This window comes from Leisingera sp. ANG-S5 (assembly GCF_000813925.1).
GTDB lineage: Bacteria > Pseudomonadota > Alphaproteobacteria > Rhodobacterales > Rhodobacteraceae > Leisingera.
Map to the genome: position 1 here is coordinate 15,454 of NZ_JWLH01000012.1, position 21,326 is coordinate 36,779.

General features: G+C 59.0%; 16 protein-coding genes and 1 pseudogene. 7 read left to right on the forward strand and 10 right to left on the reverse strand.

The annotated features are described in order from the left end of the window. Window positions 1–37 precede the first annotated feature (37 nt). The 5 genes from RA25_RS17680 to torT form a co-directional block, all read right to left on the reverse strand. Window positions 38–889 (reverse strand): hypothetical protein, encoded by an 852-nt coding sequence (locus RA25_RS17680; RefSeq protein WP_019295379.1) that lies wholly within the window; start codon window positions 887–889, stop codon window positions 38–40. Between the two features lie 144 nt (window positions 890–1,033). Next, window positions 1,034–2,335 (reverse strand): hypothetical protein, encoded by a 1,302-nt coding sequence (locus RA25_RS17685; protein ID WP_052254284.1) that lies wholly within the window; start codon window positions 2,333–2,335, stop codon window positions 1,034–1,036. Between the two features lie 24 nt (window positions 2,336–2,359). Beyond that, a complete protein-coding gene (locus RA25_RS17690; RefSeq protein ID WP_039174167.1) occupies window positions 2,360–3,724 on the reverse strand; it encodes a TfuA-like protein in 1,365 nt (454 codons plus the stop codon). Next, on the reverse strand, window positions 3,721–4,926 hold the full coding sequence (locus RA25_RS17695; protein ID WP_039174169.1) for a YcaO-like family protein: 1,206 nt from the start codon (window positions 4,924–4,926) through the stop codon (window positions 3,721–3,723). Before RA25_RS17695 ends, RA25_RS17690 begins: the two co-directional genes overlap by 4 nt. A gap of 144 nt (window positions 4,927–5,070) precedes the next feature. After that, window positions 5,071–6,264: a TMAO reductase system periplasmic protein TorT gene (torT, locus tag RA25_RS17700; protein WP_241477440.1), complete on the reverse strand. Its 1,194-nt coding sequence runs from the start codon at window positions 6,262–6,264 to the stop codon at window positions 5,071–5,073. Between torT and torS the strand changes: the two genes are divergently transcribed. Further along, on the forward strand, window positions 6,218–9,148 hold the full coding sequence (torS, locus tag RA25_RS17705) for a TMAO reductase system sensor histidine kinase/response regulator TorS (protein WP_039174174.1): 2,931 nt from the start codon (window positions 6,218–6,220) through the stop codon (window positions 9,146–9,148). The two genes, torT and torS, sit on opposite strands and share 47 nt — an antisense overlap. Here torS and RA25_RS17710 read toward each other — a convergent pair. Then, window positions 9,121–9,813: a response regulator gene (locus RA25_RS17710; RefSeq protein ID WP_039174176.1), complete on the reverse strand. Its 693-nt coding sequence runs from the start codon at window positions 9,811–9,813 to the stop codon at window positions 9,121–9,123. The genes torS and RA25_RS17710 overlap by 28 nt on opposite strands. A 185-nt stretch (window positions 9,814–9,998) precedes the next feature. Here RA25_RS17710 and RA25_RS17715 point away from each other — a divergent pair, with 185 nt between their 5' ends. From RA25_RS17715 to RA25_RS17730, 4 genes are all read left to right on the forward strand, one after another. Then, window positions 9,999–10,946 carry an ABC transporter substrate-binding protein gene (locus tag RA25_RS17715; RefSeq protein ID WP_039174179.1) on the forward strand — a complete coding sequence of 316 codons (948 nt, stop codon included), beginning with the start codon at window positions 9,999–10,001 and terminating at the stop codon, window positions 10,944–10,946. 70 nt (window positions 10,947–11,016) lie between these two features. Then, entirely contained in the window at window positions 11,017–12,048 is a 1,032-nt protein-coding gene (locus RA25_RS17720) for a quaternary amine ABC transporter ATP-binding protein (protein ID WP_039174181.1), read from the forward strand. Continuing rightward, window positions 12,045–14,009, forward strand: coding sequence for an ABC transporter permease (locus tag RA25_RS17725; protein ID WP_039151916.1), 1,965 nt, complete (start codon window positions 12,045–12,047; stop codon window positions 14,007–14,009). Before RA25_RS17720 ends, RA25_RS17725 begins: the two co-directional genes overlap by 4 nt. A 61-nt stretch (window positions 14,010–14,070) precedes the next feature. Continuing rightward, complete coding sequence (locus tag RA25_RS17730) at window positions 14,071–15,042, forward strand: GlxA family transcriptional regulator (protein WP_241477441.1); 972 nt, start codon at window positions 14,071–14,073, stop codon at window positions 15,040–15,042. A 123-nt stretch (window positions 15,043–15,165) separates the two neighbouring features. Here the strand turns inward: RA25_RS17730 and RA25_RS17735 are convergent, their stop codons facing one another. The 4 genes from RA25_RS17735 to RA25_RS17750 form a co-directional block, all read right to left on the reverse strand. Then, complete coding sequence (locus tag RA25_RS17735; RefSeq protein WP_019295390.1) at window positions 15,166–16,497, reverse strand: TRAP transporter large permease; 1,332 nt, start codon at window positions 16,495–16,497, stop codon at window positions 15,166–15,168. A 1-nt stretch (window position 16,498) separates the two neighbouring features. Continuing rightward, window positions 16,499–17,035, reverse strand: a complete 537-nt coding sequence (locus tag RA25_RS17740; RefSeq protein WP_039151912.1) for a TRAP transporter small permease — start codon at window positions 17,033–17,035, stop codon at window positions 16,499–16,501. Between the two features lie 97 nt (window positions 17,036–17,132). Further along, the gene (locus RA25_RS17745; protein WP_019295392.1) at window positions 17,133–18,182 is read right to left on the reverse strand and encodes a TRAP transporter substrate-binding protein; all 1,050 of its coding nucleotides are present in this window, start codon (window positions 18,180–18,182) and stop codon (window positions 17,133–17,135) included. Window positions 18,183–18,206: 24 nt separating this feature from the next. Beyond that, entirely contained in the window at window positions 18,207–19,256 is a 1,050-nt protein-coding gene (locus tag RA25_RS17750; protein WP_039151910.1) for a diaminopropionate ammonia-lyase, read from the reverse strand. Between the two features lie 102 nt (window positions 19,257–19,358). Between RA25_RS17750 and RA25_RS17755 the strand changes: the two genes are divergently transcribed. Both RA25_RS17755 and RA25_RS22490 read left to right on the forward strand, forming a co-directional pair. Continuing rightward, on the forward strand, window positions 19,359–19,823 hold the full coding sequence (locus tag RA25_RS17755; protein WP_019295395.1) for an Lrp/AsnC family transcriptional regulator: 465 nt from the start codon (window positions 19,359–19,361) through the stop codon (window positions 19,821–19,823). Between the two features lie 512 nt (window positions 19,824–20,335). Continuing rightward, window positions 20,336–21,134 (forward strand): annotated as a pseudogene (locus RA25_RS22490) (IS5 family transposase). Window positions 21,135–21,326: the final 192 nt, after the last annotated feature.

The window sequence follows — 21,326 nt, forward strand, 5'->3', positions numbered from 1 at the left end:
GCAGGTTCCGCAGTTCGCGTGGCCCGCGCGTGCCGGTTCAATCACCTGAGCCACGCGCTTTTGCACCACTGACCTTGGCACCGCTGACTTTGGCACCACTTACTTTAGCACCGCTTACTTTTGCGCCACTGACTTTGGCACCGCTCACCTTCGCTCCACTAATGTCTGGGCCGCCTCCAAAGTAGACATCCAGAAGCACCTGCTCCAGCATACCGGTCATCACATCCATGCGGATCGAGTAATCTGCCTTGTCATACTCCCAGACCATGATGTCGTTTGCGAACTGGTACTCGGCTGACGCAACACCTGTCACTGACGGATCCAAAGGCGCACGGGCGCCTTGATTGGCTGGCAAGTTATCTGTCGCGCTTCTGCCCTCTCCATGCACCAGAAACAGCGTCGGCTCAGGCAGTTCAAAATAGGTGCCTTCGTAAGCAAACCCATATATCCGTGCAAACTTTGCGTGCAGGCTGAGCTGGGCATCCAGCAGATTGTTCCGGCCACGGCCGCGAAGCCCGGCCTGCTTGTAAATTTGCTTTGGAATGTCTTTGGTTTGGATCCAGACGGTATCGCCGAACTCAGTTCCCTCCAGAACTGCAACCCGCTCCTCGGCAGAGACCTTCATCTCCGAGACCAGCTTCAGAGTGTTGCCAGCACCTGAGGTAACTTTGTAGACACCATTCTCGTTTGCGTTGTTTCGCCGTACCAGAACCAAATCGTTCTCGGCAATTTCCACGCCGTCCAGTTCTGTGTCGATGTTGTTCAGGTTCACCTTCTCGACAGTCGCCACGCGCACCGTCTTTTTGACGTCCGATCTGACGATCTGCAGATCTTTCAGGAGGCGTCCAAATAACAGCACTTCAGAGAAACTCAGCAAAGACTCGGCCACCGTACATACTCCCGTGGCTATGACAACAACACCAGAAGATCCTTCCGCAAGGTGCCGGCTGCAAACCTCGCCTGCCCCGCTTCCGCAAAACTCTCCCTCAGGATGAAAGTATCACAAACAGGAAAAAAATTACAGAAGTAACGGCTACAATCCATCCGGAACCCGTGTCCGCACGGAATGTGCGTGGCTGTCGTCGCCCGCTTCGCCCAGGCGCGGACCGGCCTCGACCAGGCCGATTCCGCGCATGCGGAAGTTGCCCTCGATGATCGAATGAAAAGCACCGCCCGTCGAATTTCCGTCGACCAGCAGCAATGCCTGCTCTACCGCGGCATAGGTCAGAGTCTCCGCATCCAGCATGCTCCACGCCGCCGCCAGATAGGAGCCTAGAATATCCCGAGCTTCCAGCAGCGCCAGACGGAACCCTTCCGGATCAGCAGCATAACGGTCATCAAATAGGGCCTGCATAACCTCGCCGTAATAGGGACTGTCTTCCAGTTGGTCGGACAAATCCTCCATTTCCGGTGTAATGAGTTCATGAACCAGCAACCGCTCATGGAAGATATCCACTAGGATATCGAACATTGCCCCGGTCAAGGGTTCGGACAGCGCGTGCTCGCTGTTCCAGCCGCAAACAAAATCATCCAGCAACCGTGTGTTTGCGGCCATCCGGATTTGCGCGTTTCCGGCAAGCTCTGCGAAACGGTTTAGCTGGTTGAAAGTGTATAGGTTGCCCCGGGTGCTTTCCAGCAACTCCTCAACCACCGATCCGAAATGCAGCGATGCAATCAATGCAACCATGTCTGCCGCGGATTCGTGAAATCCATAGTATTCACCCGGAACATCCTCGGAAACCGGCATCCCGGCGACGCTGTAAATGATGGCATGTCCGATCTCATGGGCAACCACGTCAAAATTCAGGCTGTAGGCGCGGTACTCATCGCCGTGTTCGCTGGTACCCCCTGTTTCCAGAAAACCCCAACCGATGTGCGCGTTATCCAGGCTTGGCAGCAGCGACAATTCCAGCCGGTCGTAATCGCGGGCGAAGTGCCAGGGGATTTTATGGCCGAAATAGGCCTCCCACACATCCAAGGTGAAATGCGCCGCGGCAAAAAGATGTGCTGCTTCGAACCTCGGGTCGGAAGGCTCAATATGAAAGAAGTGCCCGTCCTCATCCGGTTCAGGCGGTGCATGCAGCTCACCGTGCCAGGGCGGCAGATACATGCCTGGCCCTTCAGGCCCCTGCACGATCGCTCCATAGGGGATCGTCTTGCCCTGCGCGTTAACTGTATACATCCGCGGCCCCGAAGGCCCCGGACCAATGGTGCCCGGCGGGGCTGAAATCTCGACCAGCTCCAGCACCGGCTCGTCCGTACGGAACGGTGATTGCGGAAACAGCAGAAACCGCGTTCCCGGCGCTTCTTCTGCCGTCTCAAAAGGATCGTCCATACATCCTCCAATCCTGCGGAGGTATCACCCGGCTTGTCCTGCCTCGTCCCTGCTGTCCGGCGCAGGCCTTGTGTTGACACCCTGATGATACATGAATTCACGCCGGATCAGCTCAAAGAATTCCTCGGTGCCAAGCCCGACCGACAACGCGTGCGCCTCAAGATCCTCCGGGATGTCCCACTGGAGGACGTTTTCGAAATACCAGGCCGTCATCTGCAACCGCTCGCTCTGCTGCTTCTGACTGTCTGGCTGCGCCTGCTCCGCTATCTGCTTTTCCTTGGCCTCGGCCCGCGCTTTTAATCCGGCGAAAGCGCCTGCCAACTGCAGTTCCGCAAGCAAGCAGGGCTCCAGCTCTTTCTGCAAAGCACTGACAGCCTTGGCGATTTGAGCCGCTTCCCCAAGTTTTTTCTCATATTGCACAGCCGTTAGCCCATTGGCTTCCAGCCACGCCTGCAGATCCTTGCTGCGCAATAGGCTGTGCTCCTGCCGGTGACTGTTCAGCTGCGCCAATAAGGCTTTCCGCCCAGGCGGCACTCCTGCCTTGCGCACCTTTTGCAGTGCCAAGCAGCGTAGCGCAGCCCGGTTCCTGAACTCGGCAAACCGCTCGGGTTTCAGCCGCAGTTCGTCCAGTACCCACCTCTCTGCATCCTGCAATGTTTTTTCCTGCGCCTCCGCACGGCGCACCAGCCCTTGCCAAGCGAGAGTCTCCTCCATTTGTTCACTCAATTGGCGATTTCCCGGCGCTCCAGCGCCAGAAAACACCGCCATCTGCGTCAGCATCTCCTGCGCGTCATCGCGCTTGGCATCAATCGCGCCAGTCTCCAGCCAAGAAGAAAACCGGTCCCGCCAGGGCGACACCGGAAGATCTGCCAAAATCTGTTTCCAAGTCCGCTGCTGGTAGAAACGCGCCTTAGCTGTCTCAAGGACCGTTGCCGCCTGTGCCGCATCCAAAACCATGCCGCTGACCGCGAGGTCCACCGTCGCGCGGATCGAGACCATTGGCTCACTCAGCGGTGCAAAACCCAGCTCGGCAGGGCTGTGCAGGACCGCAACCTCGTCATCGTCGGTGATCGCGCCTGAGGCATAGGCCTCATAGATTCTGCCAACTCCAATCATCCCAAAGACCGAAAGCTCTGCCGCCCGCAAGGCACCCATGCTGGCGCTTCCGAACACGGTTATGCCCTGCTCCATCGCCCACAGGATCTCCTTGTGCCAGACCGAGGGAACCCCTTCGAAATAACCGTCAATCAGCCCAATTGCTTCGGCACCCTGGCGCGCTGCTCTGTAGATATCCCCCTGACCGGCAGGGGGAAGCACGATGGAGCCTGGCAGCAGAGCTTGCGCCTCCTCCGCACCGATAGTCGGTCCGGCGAACACCACTGCAGTCACTGGCTTGCCTCCGCTGCTTGTAGCGCCCGCGTACCAGCGATGAAGTCAGGATCGTCGTGCGGCGCTTCCAGCCCAGGGATCACTGCACGCACCACGGATACTCCCAACCCCGGACGCGACAGATCCACTGTCAGCACTTGCTTCATTCCAGCTGCTGCCAGCCTGACGAGCAACCATGACTGATCCTTTTCGAAGGAAGAGGAGGAAAACGCCGGGCAGTCTTGAAACCGGACCACGGCCTTGGACTGGGAGAACAAAAGGCGAACATATGATGCTCGCTCAGCGGAAGCCGCTGGCGTAAACTCCTCAGGGTTCAGGTCATCACGTGCGCCGGAAATATAAGTCAGCCGGGTCTGCGCCGCCTCTGTAAGCGCCCTTAACGCAGCAATAGCCCTGTCTGGGTGACAGCCGCTACCGATGCCGATATGGCCGGCCCGACTGCCAGCCTCGCTGATCATGCAATGAAAAGCCGGAACTCCAATGTCAGAAGTGATGTTCCAAATACCGGCGTCCAGTCCCGCCGCGGCAAACCGGCCGATCGCTTCTTGACAGCGTGCGTCATTTATCGTGTCCGGATCAATACGCGGGCCTGGTGCCGCATGGTGCCACAGAGTTATCGCATCGCGTTCAATCAGCTCGCAAATCGCATGGCAGGAAGCTTCCGCAAGGCTATTGCCCGACGCCAGCCCGTTTGTGGTGCGCGGGAACGCCCCCTGCCCGCCGCTTGGAGGACCGGTATAGTCAGTATCCACCATTTCATAGGGAAGCCAAAACCGGGTGCCAGTTGCCAGGTCGGTGCCTTCAATCCACAACATCCGCCGTTGCGGGTCAAAGCTGGCACCGGTCACGCGCGGCAGCCGCGCCACATCCGCAACCATGGCCTCTTTTTGCAATTCATGAAAGCTGGCTGAACGCAGCGGCAGGTTAATCCGCTCCGCGTGCCAGGCCTCAATAGCCTCCATCACACCGGAGGCCTTCGCCGCCTCCAGCGTCAGCCCCTTGCCCAGCGACACTGCAACTGACCGGGAGTTCGGCCGCGTAACCATAACCGTGGGCAGGCCCACTCTGTCCAGCCCGGTCAGATTGGCAATCCGGGTAATCCCCATATCAGTCAGATGCGGACGCACTCTTGCGAGCGTCTGCGCAGGATCACACAGCCGGTGGGTGTCGTGCAAATAGCCTTTCTGCTGCGCCTCGAGCATCTGGCAGGTCTCGCTGTCATGACAGCCGCAATAAATCTGTGCTGTCCGAAACGGCAGCTGGCGGCCACAGCCGAAGGATGGCCGGCCGCAGGCTAGCGGTCAACAACAGGACAGCCGGATGTGCGTAGCCCTGACACCCTTGCCCTACTGATGCGGCTTAAAATCGAAAACAGGCACGAAACTAGCGGGAGCCAGGGTCTGGTCCAGCAAGTCTCCTGACTCTGCGCTGCGGTCGAAGATCCTGATGGCAGGCCCGGCGTGTTTGATATTCAATCGGCCTTCGATTGCGCGCACTGCCATTTCGACTGCCAGCCGCCCTTGAAGCACGGGAAAATCCGTCGGCGCAGCAATGATGCGGTCGCGAAGGACCCCGCGGTAGACCGCGTGAGTCATGTAGTCCGACACAACTTGAACCTGCCCCTGCATACCACGGGCACGCAACACTGACACTGCGGCTTCTGCAGCAGGCGCGGAGCCTGCAATGTAGTCTAGGTCCGGAACCGCATCTAATGCTTCCTCAACTAGCCGCACCTGAATTTCGCGCCCGGTATCACCATATTTTGTAACCGCGATCTTGGCTGAACTGCCAGCAAGTGCGGCGCGGAAACCCTCCTCGACAAAGGTCACCCAACCCGCCTTCACCGGCCCTGGAAACCAGGCAACCTTGACTTCTGGTGCCCCCTTTGGATGGCGCGCGGCAATGAGCCTGCCTGCTTCGGCCCCCATTTCCGTCCACGACACCCCTACCTTGGCCGTGATCCCGGCATCGGCAATGTCATTGACAGCAGCAATCACCGGAACAGAAGCCGAAATCCGCTCAACCGTGCTGGTAAGGCCTGCGAAAGATACAGTACCAAGGATCAGCGCATCAGCACCATCTGCGACACAGGCCTCAGTCTGCTGTATTTGCCGCCTGAGATTGGGATAACCTCCTGCTTCGACCAGCTTGAAAGACACCCCCAGCCGGGCGGCTTCCGCCACCATGCCGTAGTTAACACTAAGCCAATAGGCATCTTTCAAGTGCGGATAGGCAATACACAGGCGCCATTCCTGCTCCGCCCGTTCGAGCGGCGTATAGTCCACGGCCTCCAGCCCGCTGCCGTAGTCAAAAGCGGTCCGCGGCACCTGCAGCCGCCAGCTGTCCGCAGTCGCCATTGTGCTGAAACACGTGAAAAGCAATAGCCACACTGCGCGCATGAGGTCCCCTTCTCCAAGGTTGGAGGATAGGCAGCGGAACCGAAAAGGGAAATTCAAATTTGCGAAATCGGCAAATGCAGGCGAAAGTTCCTGAATGTTAGGAAAGCTCGGCCTTGGCGGAAAACTGAGCCTCGCATTCATCGTGATTGCGGGACTGCCAACCCTTGCCGGGATTCTTGGGCTGATCGAATTGCGTGTGCTTGCACGGCGACAGGCAGAAGTGATCAGCCAGACCATTCCCGCCATCGCCGAGGTCCGCGGCATGGCTGAGGAAAGCACCCGGATCATAGCCATTGCCCCGGAACTGGCAGGTGTCGCAACTCAGGCGGAGCGGGCAAACCGGGCGCAGTTTCTGTCCGCTCAGATCGGGGCGCTCACCCGGCGGCTGGACGCGCTGGAGCGTGGCGGTATAGCCGGATCCAGCCCTCTGCGGGAAACCGTTACAGATGCTGCAAGGGTACTGGCGCTGCTTGATGAACTGGTAGAAACCCGCATCGCGCTGCACAGCGGGCTCAAGCAGTTGACCACCCGCAACCTGACCGCCGCGAATAACCTGCTGAGCATGGCCGACACGCTGGTTGCAAATGCCGAAATGGGCACAACAGCCGTCATTTCGAGCCTCTACGGGCCGGGCAGCTCTCCAGTGGAGGAGCAGGCCCGCACCGATTTGCTGGACAAGCTGATTGAGGTGGACCTGTTTCAGCTTGGCCTGATGTTCGAACTCAGATCCCAAACTGCAGAAATCGGACTGTTGATAAACCGGATCGAGGAAGCCGGAACTGTGGAGGAATTGGAGAAAATTGAAAACGCGTTGACCAGCCGCCTGGAGATCGTATCCAGACGGATCCAGGCAATTCGCGATCCCGGCCGACGGCAGCAGGCAGAAAAGTATGCAGCGCAGTTGCAGACCTTGCCAGAAAGCAACGCAGGCCTGTTCGTCCTGCGTGCCCGGATACTGACGACCGAAACCCGCATCACCGCTCTGAAGCAGGAACTGCAGAACACCGCGCTGCAGCTGGGTGATGAGGCATCGGCCGTCGCTGATCAGGCGCAAGCGCGGGCGATCAGTTCGGGCAATGCCGCCGCCGCCGACATTCAGCGGGCACAGCTGCGCAATGGTTTTGCCGCCATCACCGGCTTCCTTCTGTCGCTGGCTGTCTTGTGGTTCTATGTTCGAGGCAGCATCACCCACCGCCTCAACAATCTGGCGGGCACCATGGCCGCGCTTATGCGCGGCCAACTGGACCACCCGGTCCGCCCCCGCGGGCAGGATGAAATTGCCCGCATGGAGGCGGCAGTGGAGGTGTTCCGCCAGCAAGCGCTCGACAAGATGGAACTGGAAAAGGTCCGCGACCGTAACGAGCAAGAGTTGCGGGAGCATCGCAACAATCTCCAGTCGCTGGTGGATGATCAAACCGAGCGTCTGCGGGAAGAAGTCGAAGCCCATGATAAGGCCCGGCAGAAGGCAGAAGCTGCCGATCAGGCCAAATCTGAATTCCTGGCAATGATGAGCCACGAAATCCGCACTCCAATGAACGGTGTGCTGGGTATGCTGCGCAGCCTCTCTGACGACGGTCTGCCGCCCCGGCAAATGGAACGCCTGCGGGCAGCGCTTGTCTCCGGCCAGAACCTGCTTAAAATTCTGAACGACATCCTGGACTACTCCAAGATCGAAAGCGGCGCGCTGAAACGGGATGATGTCACATTTTCCCTTCGCAGCCTAGTGGATGACATCGTCGTCCTTCTGCGCCCGGGGGCGGACGACAAGGGAGTGCACCTCTGGCTCGATGCACCGGAGGAACTGCCTGATGTGGTGAAAGGTGATGCTGCCAAGCTGCGGCAAATCCTGTTCAATCTGCTCTCCAACGCACTCAAGTTCACTGATGAGGGAGAAGTCATTCTGCGGGCCCGCACCACTGGCAGGACAGCCGGGATGCACCGGGTCACATTCGAGGTCAGCGATACCGGCAAAGGTATCTCAAAAGAGGCCAAGGCGCGCATCTTCGAAGCATTTGAGCAAGAGGACACAGACACCGCCCGCAAGTTCGGCGGCACAGGGCTGGGGCTGGCGATCAGCAAGCATTTCGCCCAAGCCATCGGCGCACGTTTGTCTATGGAAAGCACAAAAAATGTCGGCTCAGTTTTCACCTTGGCAGTAGAGCTGGCGCCAGGCCATCCTGCGGCCTTGGAACCCGAGGAGCCGCCGGTTCAAATCAACCATGCCGGGATTGCGCTTTCGATACTGGTGGTGGAGGACAATGAAATCAACCAGATGGTCGCGCAGGGCTACCTTGAGCGTATGGGCCACAACTGCCAATGTGTGACTGCCGCAGAAGACGCGCTGGCCTTGCTGCCTGCATCCCGTTTTGACCTTGTTCTAATGGACGTGAACCTTCCAGGCATCAGCGGAACTGAAGCTACCCGCCGCCTGCGTGCGATGCCGGACCCTCGGCTGTCCAATCTTCCTGTCATCGGCATTTCAGCACATGTGCAGGAGGAGCAGATCGAAACCCACTTGCAGGCTGGAATGAATGGGTTTGTGGCCAAGCCAGTCTCTCCGGAACGACTTGCAAAAGCACTGGAGAGCGTCATCCAAGGCCGCAAAGGCGCGGTCTACCTGTCAGCCCGCCAGCATTCACCTGAGAGGGACAGGCATACCAGTTTACATAGGCAGATGCAGGAAAACACACAGGATCTTGGAGCCGAGAAGGCCTTGGAAATCGCCGCACTCTTCCAGGAGGAACTGCCCCGGGGCCTTGAGAGAATGGACGCGGCCCATACCGCGCAGGATCTTGCCCAGCTTGCAAAAGAAGCCCACCGTGCCAGGGGCGCCGCAGCCAGCTTTGGCCAACAAGACTTGGCTGGCCTGTTTGCTGAACTGGAAGAAGCGGCTGCCAACGGGCACCAGTCAGTGGCTGCAACGCACATGAGGGAACTGAGCGCTCTAACTCCCAAAATTCTGGAGTCGCTAGACAGCGTATTACGCGACTACAGAATTCAGCCCAAGGGTGCAGTGAAAACATAGCCTTCACCATGCACGGTGGTGATGACCCGGGGATTGGCAGGCTCTTTCTCCAGCTTGCCGCGCAGACGCCGGATCAGCACATCGACGGTGCGAGGGTTTGCACCATACTGCCGGTGGGTAACCCTGCTCATCAACGCATCGCGAGACGCGACCTCGCCCGCCCGGCTGATCAGCATATCCAGCACTTCAAACTCCGCCCGGGTCAGCGGAATGCTATCGCCTTCAACGGTTTGCAGATGCCGGGCTGCTACGTCGAACCGGAAATTTCCAAAATTGTAAACCCGCCGTGCCAGGCGCCGTGCCTCTTTCGTACGGCGCAGCAGGTTCTTCAATCGGGCCAAAAGCTCACGCCGGTTGAATGGCTTGCAGACATAGTCATCCGCACCAAGTTCCAGTCCAACAATTCTGTCGACCTCGTCATCCCGGCCCGTCACCAGGATAATTCCAATCTCAGATTTCGCCCGCTGCTCCCGAGTGATCTGCAACCCGTCTTTGCCGGGCAAGTTGATGTCGACCAGTAGCAAGTCAACGTCCCTTGCCTGCAATATCCGTTCGGCCTCCTCGGCGGTTTCGGCTTGGGAAACCGTATAGCCTTGCGCATCCAGGTAATTGGCGAGGGTGCTCCGGGTAACCGGTTCGTCCTCAATGATCAAAATATGCGCCATACAGGTCTCACCCCATCAATATTCCCGCCAGTTAACAAATTTTAACATAAATAGCCAGCCCGTTCATCCCTTCAGGCTGACCTGTTCACATCTGCGGCCTAGCCTCCGTCTCCGAAAGCAGGGCTTTCACTCAGCAACAACGCTCAGGCCATCAGGACCGGGGCTGCGACAACAGGGAGACACACATGAAATTCCGGAACCACCTTATGGCCAGTGCTGCGGCCTTGGCGATGGCAGCTCCGATGGCGATGGCCGAAGACTCCTCCGATCCCATCATCATTCCAATTCACAACTGGTCCAGCCAGATTGTGATGAGTCACGTTGTCGGCCAGATCTTCGAGTCGATGGGCAACAATGTCGAATACGTCTCGACCGATAGCCAGGCAGTCTATGAATCTGTGCGCCTGGGTGACGTGACACTGGAATTGGAAGTTTGGGAAGGTGCATTCGGCAAATCATTCAACGAAGCACTGGCCAAGGGCGGCCTGCACGACGCAGGTGACCACAACGCGGCCACCCGCGAGGACTGGTGGTATCCGGCCTGGACCAAGGAAGCCTGCCCGGGATTGCCGAGCTGGGAGGCTCTGAACGACTGCGCAGCGGTCTTCGCTACTCCGGAAACCGGTGACAAGGGCCGCTTCTTGGGCGGACCTGTTGACTGGCTCAAACATGATGCCGAGCGCGTGGAAGCGCTGGACATGAACTTCACCGTGGTAAACGCAGGCTCTGCATCCGCCCTGTGGGCCGAAGTGGCAGCCGCTGAGAAAACCAAGAAACCGGTTGTTATCTTCAACTGGACCCCGAACTTCGCCGAAGCTGTCTGGCCGGGCGAGTTTGTCGAGTTCCCAGCCTGGGAAAACGGCTGCGACAAGGACCCAGCGGTCGGGCCGAACCCGGATGCCACTTACGATTGCGGCAACCCGGCAAACGGCTATCTCAAGAAGGCCGCCTGGGACGGCATGAAGGACAAATGGCCAGCGGCCTACGAAACGCTGACCCAGATAAGTTTCACCAATCCGCAGATCGCCGAGATGGCCAAGCTGGTCGACATTGACGAGATGGAACCTGAAGACGCCGCCGCCGAGTGGCTGGAGGCCAATGAGGATCTCTGGAAACCCTGGACCGGTTCCTGACGTCCGCTTTTCTCTCCAACTCACCGGGGCGGTTCACTGCCCCGGATTTCTTACTAACGAAAGTAGACCCATGACCGCCGCCTCCCCCGTCATTTCCTGCAAGAACGTCTGGAAGCTGTTTGGCGCCAATCCGGAACAGTACCTGAAATCGCTGACCGGCAACCCCGGCTTTGATGAAATCCGTCAGGCTGGCTACATCGCTGCGGTGCGGGATGTGTCGCTGGACATTGCCCAGGGAGAGATGCTGGTGATCATGGGGTTGTCCGGCTCCGGCAAATCAACCTTTGTGCGCTGCCTTTCGCGGCTGATCGACATCACCGGCGGCGAAGTTCAGGTCGAAGGGCGGAACATTGGCGAAATGTCCGAGAAAGAGCTGATTGACCTGCGCCGCAATAAGATGGGCATGGTATTTCAAAGCTTCGGACTGCTGCCGCACCGCACCGTGCTGGACAATGTCGCTTTTCCGTTGGAAATGCGCGGCCAGGACCGCCATGCGCGGCGCGCCCGCGCACTGGAAGTGATCGAACTCGTGGGCCTCTCAGGCCGCGAAGACTATTTTCCAAGGGAACTCTCAGGTGGCCAGCAGCAGCGCGTCGGCATCGCACGAAGCCTGGCGATCGAACCCGACATCTGGTTCCTGGACGAGCCGTTTTCTGCGCTGGACCCTCTGATCCGCCGCGAAATGCAAGACGAGTTCCTGCGCCTGCAGGAAATGCTGGGCAAGACCATTGTCTTTATCACCCATGATTTCGACGAGGCGCTGCGCCTGGCTGACCGCATCGCCATCATGAAGGACGGCGTGGTCGAGCAATGCGACACCCCCGATCAGATCGTGCTGAATCCGGCCACCGAATATGTCGCCAAGTTCACCGAAGAGATCGAGAAATCACGCGTTGTCCACGCTGGTGTTCTGGCGCGCGATGTGAACGGTCACAGCCTGACAGGCGCACCAGTCGGAGAAAAACAGACAATCTCGGAACTCGCACGGCTGCTGGTCAATGACAGCCGCGACTTCCTGCCGGTAGCCAACAATGCAGGCAGTTTGATCGGCGCAATGAACCGCCAGGAAGCACTGGATGTGCTTCTGGGAGAGGCATCATGACGGATCAAGCCATAATACTGACTGGAAAACCACAGACCTGGACACGGGCCAGAACCGGCTGGGCACTGTTCGCGCTGGCCTGTGTTCTGGCCGCCGGAAATTATGTCCTGCCTGCCGGCTTGGTGCGGCCGCCGGAGTGGCTGATCCTGCCCTTCGCTGACTGGATCAACGCGATCTTTGTTTTTCTGCGCGACGATCTGGGTCTGCTCTATCTGACCCGAGCCTTTGCCGATGGGGTCGAATGGCTGCTCGATGTGACTGCCAACCTGCTGTACGGCAAAAACCGCTGGCCCCGCGTCGGCCCCATTCCATGGACCGTGATCGCTAGCATCGGCTTTGTCATAGGCTATGCCCTGCAGGGCTGGCGGCTGTCACTTCTGACCGGAGGCACTTTTGTTTGGATCGCCGTCATGGGCCAGTGGAAATGGGCGATGGAGACCCTTTCCGTGATCGTCGTTGCAGCCCCTTTCTCTATCCTGTTCGGCCTTGTGATGGGCATTCTCGCCTGGCGTTCCAAGACGTTTGAACGGATCCTGAATCCCGTTCTTAACGTTGCGCAAAGCCTGCCGCATTTCGCCTACATGATCCCGGTGGTGGTCTTCATCGGTGTCGGACCCAAGGCAGGCGCCATTGTCACCATCATCTTCTCAGTTCCGCCTATGATCCGCATGTCGCTGCTGGGGCTGCGAAAGGTTCCGCACGAGGTGATCGAAAGCGGCCATATGTGCGGCTCAACCCGCTGGCAGCTATTGCGCTATGTACGTATTCCAACAGCGCGGACCGAGATTCTGGTCGGCGTGAACCAAGTGATCATGCAATGCTTGGCGATGGTGGTGCTGGCCAGCTTTATCGGCATGCCGGGCCTGGGTCAGAAGCTGCTGCAGCTGCTGCAGGCGCTGAAGATCGGCCGTTCAGTTGAAATCGGCATCACTATCGTTCTGCTGGCCGTCATGTTGGACCGCTGCACCAAGGCCTGGGCCATCAAACAGCCTGAGCACTTTGAAAAAGGCACATCCTTTGTTGTCCGCCATAAGTTCTTGCTGCTTGGCATCGGCCTGTCCCTGGCCTGTCTGGTGCTCGCACAATTTTTGCCGCTGATGGATCAGGTCGGCCGCCGAGACGCCTTCACGATTTCCAAGCCGATTGACGCTGTGGCGGACTGGTTCATCGTTCTGATCGACCCGGTCACCCAATGGTTGCGCTGGTTCCTGATTACCTGGGTTCTTATTCCAATCCGCGATGCTTTCCTGTGGATGCCGTATGCCGCGGTACTGGCTCTGCTGGCAGCGGTAGGCTGGGCCATCGGTGGCTTGCGCTCTGCACTGGTGTGTCTGGCGTTCTTCGGCCTTATCGCCATCTCCGGCTGGTGGGACCGTGCCATGATCACCGTCTATACAGTCGTCGTCGCTGTCTGTATTGCCGCAGCAATGGGCTTCCCGCTGGGGATATGGGGCTCTTTCAATGAAAAGCGCGCCAGCGTCGCCCTGCTAATCTGTGACACCCTGCAAACATTCCCCAGCTTCATCTACCTGATCCCGGTGGTTATGCTGTTCGGCGTCAATGACGTGGCTGTGGTTGGCGCAGTCGTCCTGTTCGCAGCGGTACCGCTGGTGCGCTACACAATCGAAGGGCTGCGCCAGGTGCCGGAAACCCTGATCGAGGCGGCCGACATGTCCGGAGCTACCCGCATGCAGACCCTGTGGAAGGTGCGGCTGCCGATGGCGCTGCCGACGATCATGGTCGGGGTCAACCAGTCGGTGATGTTCTCGTTGTTCATGGTGATCATCGCCGCCTTTATCGGCACCCAGGATCTCGGCCAAGAAATGCAGCGGGCACTGTCTTCCACAGATGTGGGCAAGGGGCTGGTGCTGGGCCTGGCCGTCGCTTTCATGGGACTGATGGTGGACCATTTGGTCACCACTTGGGCGCGGTCCAAGAAAGAAGCCCTGGGATTGGAGTAATGTCATGACCTTGCATTCCAGCGACTTCGGACCTGCACCGCACCGCCGCATCGGCTTCCTGTTGTTGCCGGGCTTTCCCTTGGCCTGCCTGAGTTCAGCCGTTGAACCATTGCGGAGCGCTAATGAGATTGCAGGACGTCAGGTCTTCACCTGGAGCCTGATAACCGAGACCTGCGCTCCTGCGACAGCTTCTGCCGGTATGGAGTTTTCTGCGGATTTCAGCCTGGCAGAGATTGAGGGACTTGACTGCCTGTTCCTGCTGTCCGGGCCGGAAGCGGTTTTAGAGGATCCGGTCTCAAGCTCAGGCCGATTGCGTTTCCTGGCCCGTCACGGCGTCGCCCTTGGTGCGGTCGCAGGCGGTGTCTTCCCGCTTGCCCGAAGCGGTGTTCTGTCCGGGCGGCGCTGTGCCGTGCATTGGAGCTACCGGACCGCCTTTGAAACCGCCTTTCCGGATTGCACGGTTGTAGACAGGCTGGCTGTGCGTGACGGTTCGGTGCTCACAGTTTCCGGAGCGTCGGCCATGTTCGAGGTATGCCTGGAGTTAGTCTGCCACGCTTTGGGTGAGGCTGCAATGAACGAGGTTGCCTGCATTTTGCAGCACCCCATCATCCGCAGCGCAAACAGTCGGCAGAAAGTTCCGGTGCTGCAAAGCGGCCGGACGGTTGACGAAATGCCGCCAGCGGTCAAACAGGCGATGTCTATCTTTTCGGAAAACGTTGAGTCCCCTGTCGGCATCCGCGATGTCGCCCGCATGGCCGGCATCTCCCCCCGGCAGCTGGAGCGCAGCTTCCGCACTGCCACCGGCCTCAGTCCTGGCGAATACTACCGCCGCCAACGCCTGAAGGCCGCCCGGCAAATGGTGCGTCATTCCTGGGACAGCATCTCAGACATCGCCCATGCCGTCGGCTATGCCAGTTCATCAACGCTGACTCTGCATTACCGAAAGTTCTACGGAATCACACCAGTTCAGGACCGCAAACAGACGTTCCGTCCTGACACCCGTGAGCCGGTCGGCATAACCGCAGTTCCGTAGTAGCAGCTGAGGCAGGAGCTTTTTTGAGCGCCGGCTGGGTACTTGAAGGATGCTATTTCCTCCGGTTGCGGCCGCCACAATGAGGCGAAGCAAACGCTCCGCCTCATTGTGGTGCATACCGCTTTACAGCGCTGCAAGGTCTCTCAGGAACAGGGCAATCCCAGGGACAAAGATCAGCAGTGCCGTCATCAGCGCCAGGATCAGGAAGAACGGCAGCGTGCCGCGGATCACCTGCAGATAGGGTTTGTTGAAGATCGCAATGGCCGTGAAGATGTCGCAGCCGAACGGCGGTGTCGCCGATCCGATCGCCATCTGCAGCGTGATCATGACCCCCACCAGCACCGGGTCCAGGCCGGAGGCGTCGATGATTGGCACGAAGATCGGCGTCAGGATCACCAGCACCACCAGCGAGTCGACAAACATGCAGCCGACAAAGAAGCACAGCGCGATGATGAACAGGATGTACTCGTGCGAGGCGCCTTCGAGGTTGAGCGGCTCCAGCAGCCCCTGCGGCACCTGCTCAAAGGAGATGTACCAGGAGAACGCCTGCCCTGCCCCGACCAGGATGAAGACAACCGCGGTGATCAGCCCGGTGCTGAGCGCGGAATCCAGCACGTCGTCCAGCTTCAGCTCGCGGTAGATCACGCATTCCACGATCAGCGCATAAAGCACCGAGAAGGACGCCGCCTCGGTTGGTGTCACCGCACCGGAATAGATGCCGCCGACGATCAGCACCGGGAAGCCAAGCGGCAGGATCGCCTTCCTGATCGCCGCCCGCCGCTCCGCGCCCGTGGCTTTGGGCACCAGCGAGATCAGATCGCCCTGCCAGACGCTGTAGAAGTAGCAGTAGACCGAGAACAGCAGCGCCAGCACGATGCCCGGGCCGATGCCCGCGATGAACAGCTCGCCGACGCTGGTATTGGCCAGCGTGCCATAAAGGATCATGCCGATGCTGGGCGGGATCAGAAAGGCAATGTCGCTGGCGTTGATAATCAGCGCCATGACAAAGCTGTCCTTGTAACCGGCCTTGAGCAGCCGCGGCCGCATGATCTGACCAATCGACACCACCGTCGCCTGGGTCGAGCCGGAGACCGAGCCGAACAGCGTGCAGGCGATACAGGCGGTGATCGGCAGACCGGCGCGGCGATGGCCAACATAGGCCTGGATCAGCCCCAGCAGGTTGTTGGCAGTGTGGCCGCGGGCCATGATGTCAGCGGCCAGGATGAACATCGGCACCGCAATCAGCGCATTGGGGGAAATCCCGGTCACCATCTGCTGGATCACCACGCCGGTGTCGCTTTGCGAGAAATGGACCAGGCCGATCAGCGTCGCCACCACCAGCGGCACCACCATCGGGTAGCTGAGAAACAGCAGCAGAACCATCGGCACCACCAGTGCCGCGGTGATGACATAGGTATCCAGCTCACCGGCAAGGATATCGTTAAGAAAATCCATCTCAGACCCCGATCTCTTCGGCTTCGCTTTCCTCAACCTCATAGGACAGCCAGGTTCCTTCGTGAGTGAGGTTCATCAGAAAGGCGATCAAGTACTGCAGCCCGGCCATCGCCAGGCCGACGGGGATCACGGCATAGATGATATAGACCGGAAACTGCAGCGCCGGGCTCAGCCGGTTCACAGCCTTAATCTCCAGCACATAGAACACCGCCTGATAGGCCAGAAACATCAAGAGCGCGCTGGTAGTGAAGGTGATCAACATCATCAGCACCTTGCGCCCACGCGGCGGCAGAGTGTCATAAGCAGCCGTCATCCGAATGTTGCGCCCCTTTCGGACCGCATAGGCAAATCCGACGAAAGTCACCGCAACGATCAGAAACTGGTTCAGCTCTTCCGAGAAGAACAGGCTCTTGCCAAAGCCGTAGCGGCCGATTGCGTTGGCGGTGGAATTCAGCATCATCAGAAGGATCGCCAGGATGATGACGGTCTTCTCGATGAGCTCGGTGCCTTTGCTCAGAGCAAGCAGCAGGGTCTTCATCTCTTTCTCCCCCGCGCGCCTGCGCGGCGCGCGCTCCAAGGAAAGGCGCGGTCCTCCCTCATCGGGAAGCCGCGCCCTCCAGATTCAGTAAGCCGGATTAGTTGGCGGCCGCGACATCTGCGAGAACACCTTCCAGGATCGCCTTGGCGCCATCGCGGGCGTCGGCTTTCTCTGCGTCGCCGTAAGCATTTTCGACAACGGTATAGAAGGTTTCATGCAGCGTGGTGCTCAGCTCTTCGAACACGGCGCGTTCTTCCTCGGTCAGCACCACAACTTCCAGCTCCGGGCGCTCTGCCTTGATCTTTTCCATGTTCTCGGCGTTGATTGAGATCTGGTAGTCATGCGCCGCCTGTTCCGCTGCTGCGATCGCGGTGCGGACCATCTCCTGCTGCTCGGCCGGCAGACCGCTGAACCATTCGCTGTTGGTCGACACTGTACCAACATAAGGCTGCTGGCCCGGGAAGATCAGGTAGTCCTGCACTTCATGCCACTTGGCGTTGTAGATGAAGTAGACCGGGTTCACCATGCCATCGACGGTCTTCAGCTGCAGCGCGCCATAGACCTCGCCCCAGGACAGCGGCGTCGGGTTGGCGCCGAATGCCTTGTAGGTTTCCACCGGAATGGTCGAGGTGAAAGTGCGGATTTTCTGGCCGTCGAAATCTTCCGGCGAGCGGATCGGCTTGTTGGCGCCCCAGGCCATCTCGCCTTCGGAAATCATGGTCAGCAGCTTGAGGTTCACTTTCTCGAACTTCTCGCTCAGCCCCTCATAGATGGTCGGGCTGGTGGTCAGCACCTTGCGGATCACATCGGTGTCGCCGCCCAGCACATAGGGCAGATCCAGAACCTGCGCCTCGGGAACATAGGAACCAAGGTGGCCGGTACCCACGGACACGAATTGCACGGTGCCCTTGGAGGTCAGCTCGACAATGTCATTCTCGGTGCCCAGTTGGCCGTAGTAGTAGATACGCACCTTGATGTCGCCGTCCGACTGCTCTTTGATGCTGTCGGCAAAGGCTTGGGCAAAGATGTCCTGGACGTCGCCTTTGTCTTCCTCAGACGCGAATTTCCAGGTGTCCGCGACAGCTGATGTTGCCAGGCCGGCAACCAGCACTGCCGATGACAGCAGCTTGCGGGTGAAGTTAGTCATGTGGATAGTCCTCTCCTTCGCCGCCTAAGCGGCGCCTTCCGAAATGATCACTAGGGGGCGGAATGCCTTGCCTTGATCAGGAACTGGTGCCCCTTTGCAAAGCGCGCCGTATCCGGCTGCGCCCGAAGGGGTGGTTTCGATGCCGAGGGCAGCGACCGCGCTGGCGGCGGCCTCGCCTTCTTCTTCCGACAGTGTCACGTAGGACACGCCGGCTTTTTCCAGCGCGTGCCAGGCCACGATCGAGGGTTCCTTGCAGTCGAGCCGGCCCATGCTGGAGTCAGGGCCATCAGCGCGGATGGGCGCGCCGGCTTTGTGGCTGGTTTGCAGACAAGCCGCCGCGTCCGGCTCAACCACGATCAGCTCGGGCTGCTGGGCCCAGTTGTGGCGGATCATATAGGCCATCGCCGCAGCCAGGCCGCCGACACCCGCCTGCAGATAAACATGGGTGGGCCAATTACCGGAGGCTTCAAACTCTGCCCGCATTTCCTCGGCGATGACGCAATAGCCTTCCATCACCCATTTCGGGATCTCGGTGTAGCCTTCCCAGGTTCCGTCAGCCAGCAGCACCGCACCGCTCTCCCCGGCGTCAGCAATCGCCGCAGCAACGCTTTCGTCATAAACATCACCGGAGCGTACCACTTCTGCACCCAGCTCCCGCAGGCGCCCGGCAAAGCTTTCCGGTACAGTTTTTGCCAGATGGATACGCGCCTTGGCGCCCGTCGCACGGGCACCGGCCGCAACACCCATCCCGTGATTGCCGGCACTGGCGCAAACAAAGGTATAGTCTGCGGCAAAGGCGCGGACATCGCCGTCCTTCAGGCGCTCCAGCGGCAACGTCTCGCCGGTCTGCTGCTGCCAGGCCTGGGCCAGGATCCGTGCGACCGCGTAAGGCGCTCCCAGCGCCTTGAAGGCGCCAAGCCCCATCCGGCCGGTTTCGTCTTTGGCCAGAACGGTTACATCATTCGGGCCGCGCAGAGTGCGCAGCGGTGAGGCCTCGTAATTTTCTTGCGCCTGGAAGAAGTCTAGGGCGCGTTCGAAAGCCGGGCTGAAGCTGAGAGTGTCTGAATGTTCCATGGTCAGGAAATTACCACAGGCCGATTGCTTGAATTTTTCATCATCGGCGGTATGGTCGATAAAATTTCTCTGCCTGAATGGCTGCAGTGGCGGGTTTGACTCATGACAACCAATCTGGATGAAGCCGACCTGACCATTCTGCGCCTGTTGCAGAAAGACTGCCGAATCGGCCTGGAGCAACTGGCGCAGGAGTGTTCTCTATCCGTCCCCTCCGTGCAGCGGCGGCTGAAGAAGCTGCGGGAGTCGGACCTGATCCAGCAGGAAGTCGCTATCCTCAACCCTGCGCGCTTCAGCTACAAGATGACTTTTGTGGTACTGGTTGAACTGGACCGGGAATCGCTGGATCAGCTGGATCACTTTCGAAAGCGCGCCAAGGCTGATCCCCAAGTGCAGCAATGCTATTATGTGACGGGCGACGCCGATTTCATCCTGATCTGTACCGCCCAGGACATGCAGGATTTCGAGGCGCTGACACACCGGCTGTTCTTTGAGAATTCCAATGTGCGCCGGTTCCGGACCTCTGTGGCGATGGAGCGTACCAAAGTCGGGATGGCATTGCCGATCTGAGTGCAGCGGTACCAAGCAGACTGAGAGCATCGGTTCGGTTACCGCACTAGCTGCGCCGCATGCTTCGTTTCCTACGAAGCGGCGGGAACACCTTCGGTTCCTAATCCGTGCTCGGTAAATTGGTGATCGCCAGCGGCACACCGAGGTTAAGCCCTGATATCTACAGAGCCCGCCAGTGGTCCTTGATGATCAGCATTAAATCCGGATCAGCGCAAGCGGGGTACTTGTTCAGATACATCAGGGTCTGGCCCAACGGTTCTCAGGTCCGGGCACACAGTGCCCGAGTGAAGTAGAGCTTGTTCTTGCCCCAGCAGTCGGCTGACCACTAAGTTGGGGCGTACATAGAAGTAAGGGTCTTCGTGATAGAGTTCACTGGCTTCGATCCAGTAGAGGTCATTCAAAATCGCCAGCGCCAGTATAGGAACCGAAGCCACTCAATTCGCCCGGTAGGGTCAGGACCCATTGATTTCCGGTTGTCTGCGTGTTTCACGGTTCCAAAGACGAGCGGTGACATGTCTGATCTTTTCTGGTCGAGCGACACGCAGATGGCGCGTCTTGAACCCTTCTTTCCCAAGTCCCACGGCAAGCCGCGTGTTGATGACCGGCGGGTATTGAGCGGCATTATTTATTATTCGCAATGGCTTGCGGTGGCGTAATGCTCCGGCGGCCTATGGCCCGCTCAAGACGTTGTACAACCGGTGGAAACGGTGGAGCGACAAGGGTATCTTCGCCCGGATGATGGCCGGTCTGGCCGCGGAACACGGCGAAGAGAAGACTGTGATGATCGACGCGACCTATCTGAAGGCACACCGCACAGCGGCCAGTTTGGGCGTCAAGTGAAGCGGGCCAGGAATTGATCCGGGGGATCAATTCCCTGCTGAACGGGGGCGTGGCCGCCTGATTGGTCGAACCAAAGGCGGCATGAATACCAAGCTGCACGCCATCTGCGACAGCCAGGGACGCCCGCTGGACCTGTTCGTTACAGCTGGGCAAGTCAGCGACTACATCGGCGCCCGCGCTTTGGTGGGCGGCTTGCCAAGGGTGGAAAGGCTGCTGGGAGATCGAGGCCATGATGCTGATTGGTTCCGAGAAGCGTTGAAAGACAAAGGGATACGCGCCTGCATCCCCGACCGGAAACAGCGGAAGAAACCGGTGAAACACGACAAGCGCCGTTACAACCGCCGCAATCGGATAGAGATCATGTTTGGCAGGTTGAAGGATTGGCAGCGCGTGGCGACCCGATACGATACGTGCCCGAAGGTATTCCCATCAGCAATCGCCCTCGCAGCAATGGTCAGCTATTGGCTATGAACCCTGACCCTAATGCGAAGCATCTGTTCAACTGCAAAATGCAGACAAGCAGGCATTAATTTCAGAACTGTCGACGGCGGCTTCGTCCCGCTCACTGCTAGTCCAAGCCCGACCAGGCGAACGGCCGCTGTCTCGGAGATCAGCCGTTCAAGCAAGCTGCAGCGGTATCAGCGACCCGGGCGAATTCTTCCA